The organism is Streptomyces apricus (assembly GCF_008369065.1).
Lineage (GTDB): Bacteria > Actinomycetota > Actinomycetes > Streptomycetales > Streptomycetaceae > Streptomyces > Streptomyces apricus.
On the sequence record NZ_VDFC01000085.1, the window covers coordinates 37,309 to 45,349 of the forward strand.

The following is an 8,041-nucleotide window of genomic DNA, read 5'->3' on the forward strand; positions in this document are numbered from 1 at the left end:
AGGGGCTACGCCCCCCACCCCGCCTGCGCATTGCGGCTCACTCGCCGTGGGCCTGAGGTCCGTGGCCGGCCGCGGGTCGTACGTGGCTGATCGCGCAGTTCCCCGCGCCCCTTAGGGGGCTTCCCCTCTCTCTTCTTCTTAAGGAACCGGAACATGGCAAGCCGTCCCCCTCTCCATCCTGAAGCCGCTGCTCTGCTCGGGCGGTCCCGTCGGCTCGGGGGCGATCCCCGGAACACCAACTACGCGGGCGGGAACACCTCCGCGAAGGGGACCGGCACCGACCCCGTGACCGGTGGCGACGTCGAGCTGATGTGGGTCAAGGGGTCCGGCGGTGACCTGGGGACCCTCACCGAGGCCGGGCTCGCCGTGCTGCGGGTCGACCGGCTGCTGGCGCTGAAGGACGTGTATCCCGGCGTCGAGCGCGAGGACGAGATGGTCGCCGCCTTCGACTACTGCCTGCACGGCAAGGGCGGGGCGGCGCCGTCGATCGACACCGCCATGCACGGGCTGGTCGGCGCCGCGCACGTGGACCACCTGCACCCCGACTCCGGGATCGCGCTCGCCTGCGCGGCCGACGGGGAGAAGCTGACCGCCGAGTGCTTCGGGGACAGCGTGGTGTGGGTGCCGTGGCGCCGGCCCGGCTTCCAGCTGGGGCTGGACATCGCCGCCGTCAAGGAGGCCAACCCGCAGGCCGTCGGCTGCATCCTGGGCGGGCACGGCATCACCGCCTGGGGCGACACCGCCGAGGAGTGCGAGCGCAACTCGCTGCACATCATCCGCACCGCCGAGGAGTTCCTCGCCGAGCGCGGCAAGGCCGAGCCCTTCGGGCCCGTGCTCGACGGGTACGCGGCGCTCGGTGGCGCCGAGCGCCGGGAACGGGCCGCGGCCCTCGCGCCCGTCATCCGGTCGCTGGCCTCGCAGGACCGGCCCCAGGTCGGCCACTTCACCGACTCCGAGGCCGTCCTCGACTTCCTGGCGCGCGCCGAGCACCCGCGCCTCGCCGCCCTCGGCACCTCCTGCCCGGACCACTTCCTGCGCACGAAGGTCAGGCCGCTCGTCCTCGACCTGCCGCCGACCGCGGACCTGGCCGAGGCGGTCGCCCGGCTGAAGGAGCTGCACGCGCAGTACCGCGAGGAGTACGCGGCCTACTACCACCGGCACGCCGACGCCGACTCCCCCGCCCTGCGCGGCGCGGACCCGGCGATCGTGCTGATCCCGGGTGTCGGCATGTTCTCCTTCGGCAAGGACAAGCAGACGGCGCGCGTGGCCGGCGAGTTCTACGTCAACGCCATCAACGTCATGCGCGGCGCGGAGGCCGTCTCGACGTACGCGCCGATCGAGGAGTCCGAGAAGTTCCGCATCGAGTACTGGGCCCTCGAAGAGGCCAAGCTCCAGCGGATGCCGAAGCCCAGGCCGCTCGCCACCCGGGTCGCGCTCGTGACCGGTGCCGGCAGCGGCATCGGCAAGGCGATCGCCGAGCGGCTCGTCGCCGAGGGCGCCTGCGTCGTGGTCGCGGACCTGAACGCGCAGAACGCGGCCGAGGTCGCCACCTCGCTCGGCGGTCCCGACAAGGCCGTCGCCGTCACCGTGGACGTCACCTCCGAGGAGCAGATCGCCGAGGCATTCAAGGCCGCGGTGCTCGCCTTCGGCGGCGTCGACCTGGTCGTCAACAACGCCGGCATCTCCATCTCCAAGCCGCTCCTCGACACCACGGCCAGGGACTGGGACCTCCAGCACGACATCATGGCCCGCGGCTCCTTCCTCGTCTCCCGCGAGGCGGCCCGGGTGATGATCGCGCAGGAACTGGGGGGCGACATCATCTACATCGCCTCCAAGAACGCGGTCTTCGCGGGTCCGAACAACATCGCCTACTCGGCCACCAAGGCCGACCAGGCCCACCAGGTCAGGCTGTTGGCGGCCGAGCTGGGCGAGCACGGCATCCGCGTCAACGGCGTCAACCCCGACGGCGTCGTCCGCGGCTCGGGGATCTTCGCGGGCGGCTGGGGCGCCCAGCGCGCGGCTACCTACGGCATCGAGGAGGAGAAGCTCGGCGAGTTCTACGCCCAGCGGACCATCCTCAAGCGCGAGGTGCTGCCCGAGCACGTCGCCAACGCCGTGTTCGCGCTGACGGGCGGCGACCTCACTCACACCACCGGTCTGCACGTCCCGGTCGACGCCGGCGTCGCCGCCGCGTTCCTCCGATGACCGGTCCCACCCGGGAGGCGGCTGTGAAGTCGTACGCCGCGGTCGACCTCGGCGCGTCCAGCGGGCGCGTCATGGTCGGCCGCGTCGGCCCCGACACGCTGGAGCTGACGGAGGCCCACCGCTTCCCGAACCGGCCGGTGCGCACCCCCGAGGGCCTGCGCTGGGACATCCTGTCCCTGTACGCGGGGGTCCTGGACGGGCTGCGCGCGGCCGGGCAGGTCGACTCGGTCGGCATCGACAGCTGGGCCGTGGACTACGGCCTGCTCGACGCCGACGGGGCGCTGCTCGGCAACCCGGTGCACTACCGGGACACCCGCACCCAGGGCGTCGCGGAGAAGGTGTGGGCCACCGTGCCCGCCGCCGAGCTGTACGCGGCCACCGGGCTCCAGTACGCCCCCTTCAACACGCTGTACCAGCTGGTGGCGGCGGCCTCCTCCGCCCAACTGGCGCACGCGAAACGCCTGCTGCTCGTCCCGGACCTGCTGACGTACTGGCTGACGGGCGAGGCGGGCACCGAGCTGACCAACGCCTCCACCACCCAGCTGATCGACCCGCGCACCGGCGACTGGTCGTACGACCTCGCCGCCCGCCTCGGTATCGACCTGGGCCTCTTCGCGCCGCTGCGGCGGCCCGGGGACCCGGCCGGTCTGCTGCGCCCCGGGGTGCTGGAGGAGACCGGCCTGACGGGACCGGTGCCGGTGACGGCGGTCGGCTCCCACGACACGGCCTCCGCGGTGGCGGCCGTCCCGGCGGTGGGCGAGCGGTTCGCGTACATCTGCACCGGCACCTGGTCCCTCGCGGGCCTGGAGCTGGCGGCCCCCGTCCTCACCGAGGCGAGCCGCGCGGCGAACTTCACCAACGAGCTGGGCCTGGACGGCACGGTCCGCTACCTGCGCAACATCATGGGCCTGTGGCTGCTCCAGGAGTGCCTGCGGGAGTGGGGGAACCCCGACCTGGACGACCTGCTGTCCGCCGCGGCCGGGGTGCCGGCGCTGCGGTCGGTCGTGGACGCGGGGGACGCGGCGTTCCTGGCCCCCGGCCGGATGCCGTCCCGGATCGCCGACGCCTGCCGCGCGTCGGGCCAGCCCGTGCCCGGCTCGCCCGCCGAGATCACCCGGTGCATCCTCGACTCGCTGGCCCTCGCCCACCGCAGGGCGGTCCTCCAGGCACAGGAGCTGGCCGACCACCCGGTCGACGTGGTCCACGTCGTCGGCGGCGGCGCCCGCAACGCCCTGCTGTGCCGCCTCACGGCCGACGCCTGCGGCCTCCCCGTGGTGGCGGGCCCACCGGAGGCGGCGGCCCTGGGCAACATCCTGGTCCAGGCCCGGGCACAGAACCAGACGGGCGACCGCACCGAGATGCGAGCCCTGCTGTCCCGCACCCAGCCCTTGACCCGCTACGAGCCCCGGGGCACGACGGCGCAGTGGCAGGCGGCGGAGAGCCGTCTGACCCAATGACATGAAACCGCCCCAGCAAGGGCGCCCCGTCAGGGGCGCGGGGAACTGCGCGACCAGCCACAACAGACCCGCACCCGACAACGCACCCCATTCCGGCACAGCTCAGCGCCGCGTACGGTGCATCCATCCGACGACCCACCCCAAGGAGCCGCGATGCGTGTCGCCCTGTTCCTGACCTGTGTCAACGACACGCTCTATCCGGACACCGGCCGCGCCGTGGTGAGACTGCTGACCAGACTGGGCGTCGACGTCGACTTCCCGATGGCGCAGACCTGCTGCGGGCAGGCGCACTACAACACCGGGTACCGGCACGAGGCCGAACCGCTGGCCCGGCACTTCGCCGAGGTGTTCGGCGGGTACGACGCGATCGTCACCCCCTCCGGGTCGTGCGGCGCGATGGTGCGTGAGCTGTACCCGAGGATGGGGGCGCGCGCCCGCGCCGAGGGCCGCGGCGAGGGCCTGGCCACCGCCCTGGCCCCGGTCGTACCGAAGACGTACGAGCTGACCGAGTTCCTGGTGGACGTGCTGGGCGTGACGGACGTGGGCGCGTACTACCCGCACACCGTCACCTACCACCCCACCTGCCACGGTCTGCGCAGTCTCGGCCTCGGCGACCGCCCGCGCCGACTGCTCCGGTCCGTCAAGGGGCTGGAGCTGAAGGAGCTGCCGGGCGCCGACGAGTGCTGCGGCTTCGGCGGCACCTTCGCCCTGAAGAACTCCGACGTGTCGGCGGCCATGGGCGCCGACAAGGTCCGCAACGCCGCGTCGACCGGCGCCGACGTGCTGTGCGCCGCCGACAACTCCTGCCTCATGCACATCGGCGGCACCATGACCCGGCTCCGGACGGGCATGCGCCCGGTGCACATCGCGGAGATCCTGGCGAGCACGGAGGAGGAAGCGGTATGAGCGGCGGGACGTACCTCGGCATGCCGGCCTTCCCTGAGGCCGCGCACGAAGCCGTCCGCAACCAGACCCTGCGCGGCAACCTGCGCCACGCGACGCACACCATCCGCGCCAAGCGCGCGAACGCGGTCGCGGAGGTCTCCGACTGGGCCGAACTGCGCGAGGCCGGCAAGCAGATCAAGGACCATACCCTCCGCAACCTCGACACCTACCTGGTGCGGCTGGAGGAGTCGGTCACGGCGGCGGGCGGCACCGTGCACTGGGCCGCCGACGCGGACGAGGCGAACCGCATCGTCACGCGGCTGGTCAAGGAGACCGGCGAGAGCGAGGTCGTCAAGGTCAAGTCGATGGCCACGCAGGAGATCGGCCTGAACGAGGCGCTGGAGGCCGAGGGCATCCGCGCCTACGAGACCGACCTCGCCGAGCTGATCGTGCAGCTGGGCGAGGACCGGCCCTCGCACATCCTCGTCCCGGCCATCCACCGCAACCGCGGCGAGATCCGCGACATCTTCGCGCGCGAGATGGGCGCGTGGGGCCGCCCGGCCCCGGAGGGCCTGACCGACACGCCCGCCGAGCTGGCCGAGGCGGCGCGCCTGCACCTGCGCGAGAAGTTCCTGCGCGCCAAGGTCGGCATCTCCGGCGCCAACTTCATGGTCGCCGAGACCGGCACCCTGGTCGTGGTGGAGTCCGAGGGCAACGGCCGGATGTGCCTGACCCTGCCCGAGACGCTGATCTCGGTCGTCGGCATCGAAAAAATCGTGCCGACCTGGCAGGACCTGGAGGTCTTCCTGCAGACCCTCCCCCGCTCCTCGACCGCTGAGCGGATGAACCCGTACACCTCGACGTGGACGGGCACCACGGACGACGACGGGCCGCAGAACTTCCACCTGGTCCTGCTCGACAACGGCCGCACCGACACCCTCGCCGACGAGGTCGGCCGCCAAGCCCTGCGCTGCATCCGCTGCTCGGCGTGCCTCAACGTCTGCCCGGTGTACGAGCGGGCGGGCGGCCACGCGTACGGCTCGGTCTACCCGGGCCCGATCGGCGCCATCCTGAGCCCTCAACTGCGGGGCACCGGGAGCGAGATCGACGCCTCGCTGCCGTACGCGTCCTCGCTGTGCGGCGCCTGCTACGACGTGTGCCCGGTGGCCATCGACATCCCGGAGGTGCTGGTCCACCTGCGGGAACGGGTCGTGCAGGGCGGTCCGGTGACCCGAGAGGGCGCCAAGGTCGTCGTCAAGCCGGCCAAGGGGCACGCGGCCGAGCGGGCGGCGATGCGCGCGGCGCGCTGGGCGTTCAGCCGTCCGGGCGCGCTGCGCGCCGGCCAGCGGCTCGCGTCGCGCACGCGCCGCTTCCACCCGCGGACGCTGCCGGGACCGGGCAGGGCGTGGAGCGACAGCCGGGCGGTGCCCACGGTGCCCGCGGAACCGTTCCGCGACTGGTGGCAGCGCACGCGGGGCGGGAATCAGGACAGGACACAGGACGGGACACGGGGCGGGGCGCAGGACGGAAAGGACGCGGCGAAGTGAGCAGCAGGGACCTGATCCTGGCCCGGGTGCGGCGGGCGATCGCCGACGTGCCCCGGGACGGCACGCCGTACGAGCGGGCCTTCGAGCGCGGCTACCTGCGCGAGCACGGGAACCGGAGCGTCGCGCAGACGGTGGACCTGCTGGCGGAGAACCTGGCGGACTACCGGGCGCTCGTGCACCACTGCACGGCCGGGGAACTGGCGGCGACGATCGCCCGGCTGCTGGCCGATCGGGGCTCGGCGTCGGTCGCCGTACCGGCGGGCCTGGACCCGGCGTGGCTCGCGGCCACCGAGGTCACCCGGGTGCCCGACAGCGCCGCGGACACCCCGGCCGACCTGGACCGCGTCGACAGCGTGGTCACGGCGTGCGCCGTCGCGATCGCCGAGACCGGCACCCTCGTGCTGGACGGGAGCCCGGATCAAGGGCGCCGCCGGCTCACCCTGGTCCCGGACCACCACATCTGTGTCGTGCGCGTGCCCGCCCAAGTCGTGTCCTCCGTGCCGCAGGGGCTGGAGCGCCTCGACCCGGCCCGTCCGCTGACCTGGATCTCGGGCCCGTCCGCCACCAGCGACATCGAACTCGACCGGGTCGAGGGGGTGCACGGGCCGCGCACCCTGGAGGTGGTGCTGGTGAGCGGGGAGTGACCGGCGGGGCGCCGCCGCCGAGCCGCGTCATGCCTTGCGCGCCGTACCGCGCCGTACCGCGTCATGCCTTGCGTGCCGTGCCGCCCCGTCCCACCAGTCCGTAGGCCCAGCGTTCGTTGAAGCCCGCCAGGAAGCCGACCGCGCCCCAGAAGCCCCAGAACGCGGTGCCCGCCGAGGCCGCGTGGTCCTGCGCGGAACAGATGTCGGCGATGCCCGCCGGTACCTCGATCACGGTGACGAGGCCGCTGCTGAGCAGCAGGTAGACGGCGATGGCGAGCATCCAGCCGATGAGGACGCGGTGGACGCCGCCGCGTCGCGCGGCGCGGGCGCCCTGTGCGGGGGCCACCGCCTCCCTCGACCCGTTGGCGGGCCGGCGCGTCAGCTGGTCGCCCTTGTTGCGCAGCCGCGTCAGGACGCTGAACACCGCGCCGAACGCTCCCGCGCCCCCGCACACCAGCGCGCCCAGCAGGCTCCACCGGTCGGTGCACCCCAGCGACACGTCGCAGAGACCGAGCAGTCTCTCGCCCACCAGCAGCGGCACGACCAGCAGCACGACCAGCAGCCCCATGCCGAGCAGGAAACCGAGGTTCAGGCCGCGGTTGACGGCCAGTTCGCGGTCCTGTTCGACGCGGACCCGGATGCGGAGGATCTCCTGTTCCAGGTAGGCGGCCAGATGCCTGTCGGGCTCCGCGGCCCCGAGCCGCTGGTCGCCCAGGACGTTGAGCAGCACGCGCCGGACGGTGACCTCCAGCGCCTGCCGGGTCCTCGCCTCGAAGGCGCGCTGCGACTCCCCGTACAGCGCCTGCAGTTGCAGTTGCTCCTCGGGGAACACCGTGCCGAACCGCAGGTAGGCCTCCCGCAGTCCGGGCGCCGCCGCCAGGTCCGCCAGGCTCCCCGGTTCGAGTTCGGTGTGTGCCCCTCCGAGCGTCTCACGTAAATCACGCCGCCATGCCAGGCGGATTCCCCCGTTGTCGTCCCCCATGGACTACCTGTACCGGCGGACGCCCGCCACGGGAAGGCGGCCCACCGCACCAGTACGGTCACCGACGTCACGGAGCCGTCACTTCAGCGGGCGCCGGCCGTACAAGGCTCCCGTGCAGAGCTCCCGTACAGAACTCTCGTACGGGGCTCTCGTACGAGGTTCTCGTCCGGGGGGAGTTGAACGCCCCTCGCGCCCCTCCCGTACTTCAGGGACAGCGGGGTTCCCCCCGCCCGCCGCGCCAGGAGGATCGCCGCCCATGACGACCGCACGCCGCACCGCAGCCCGCCTCGTTCTCGGCGGGACGGGCCCGCTGCTGCTCGC

The 8,041-nt window shown here is 73.0% G+C and carries 6 protein-coding genes; 5 read left to right on the forward strand and 1 reads right to left on the reverse strand.

Features of this window, described 5'->3' with window-relative positions; genetic code table 11:
- The first annotated feature begins 153 nt into the window (after positions 1-153).
- The 5 genes from FGF04_RS36590 (at position 154) to FGF04_RS36610 (ending at position 6,738) form a co-directional block, all read left to right on the forward strand.
- Positions 154-2,205, forward strand: coding sequence for a bifunctional aldolase/short-chain dehydrogenase (locus FGF04_RS36590; protein ID WP_149515710.1), 2,052 nt, complete (start codon positions 154-156; stop codon positions 2,203-2,205).
- A gap of 23 nt (positions 2,206-2,228) precedes the next feature.
- Positions 2,229-3,662, forward strand: coding sequence for a rhamnulokinase (locus tag FGF04_RS36595; protein WP_149515795.1), 1,434 nt, complete (start codon positions 2,229-2,231; stop codon positions 3,660-3,662).
- A 153-nt stretch (positions 3,663-3,815) separates the two neighbouring features.
- The gene (locus FGF04_RS36600; RefSeq protein WP_149515711.1) at positions 3,816-4,568 is read left to right on the forward strand and encodes a (Fe-S)-binding protein; all 753 of its coding nucleotides are present in this window, start codon (positions 3,816-3,818) and stop codon (positions 4,566-4,568) included.
- On the forward strand, positions 4,565-6,094 hold the full coding sequence (locus FGF04_RS36605) for a LutB/LldF family L-lactate oxidation iron-sulfur protein (RefSeq protein WP_149515712.1): 1,530 nt from the start codon (positions 4,565-4,567) through the stop codon (positions 6,092-6,094). The genes FGF04_RS36600 and FGF04_RS36605 overlap by 4 nt, the downstream gene beginning before the upstream one ends.
- Positions 6,091-6,738, forward strand: coding sequence for a LutC/YkgG family protein (locus tag FGF04_RS36610; protein ID WP_149515713.1), 648 nt, complete (start codon positions 6,091-6,093; stop codon positions 6,736-6,738). Before FGF04_RS36605 ends, FGF04_RS36610 begins: the two co-directional genes overlap by 4 nt.
- 61 nt (positions 6,739-6,799) lie before the next feature.
- On the opposite strand, the gene FGF04_RS36615 is transcribed toward FGF04_RS36610, so the two are convergent.
- A complete protein-coding gene (locus tag FGF04_RS36615) occupies positions 6,800-7,720 on the reverse strand; it encodes a hypothetical protein (protein WP_149515714.1) in 921 nt (306 codons plus the stop codon).
- Positions 7,721-8,041 lie beyond the last annotated feature (321 nt).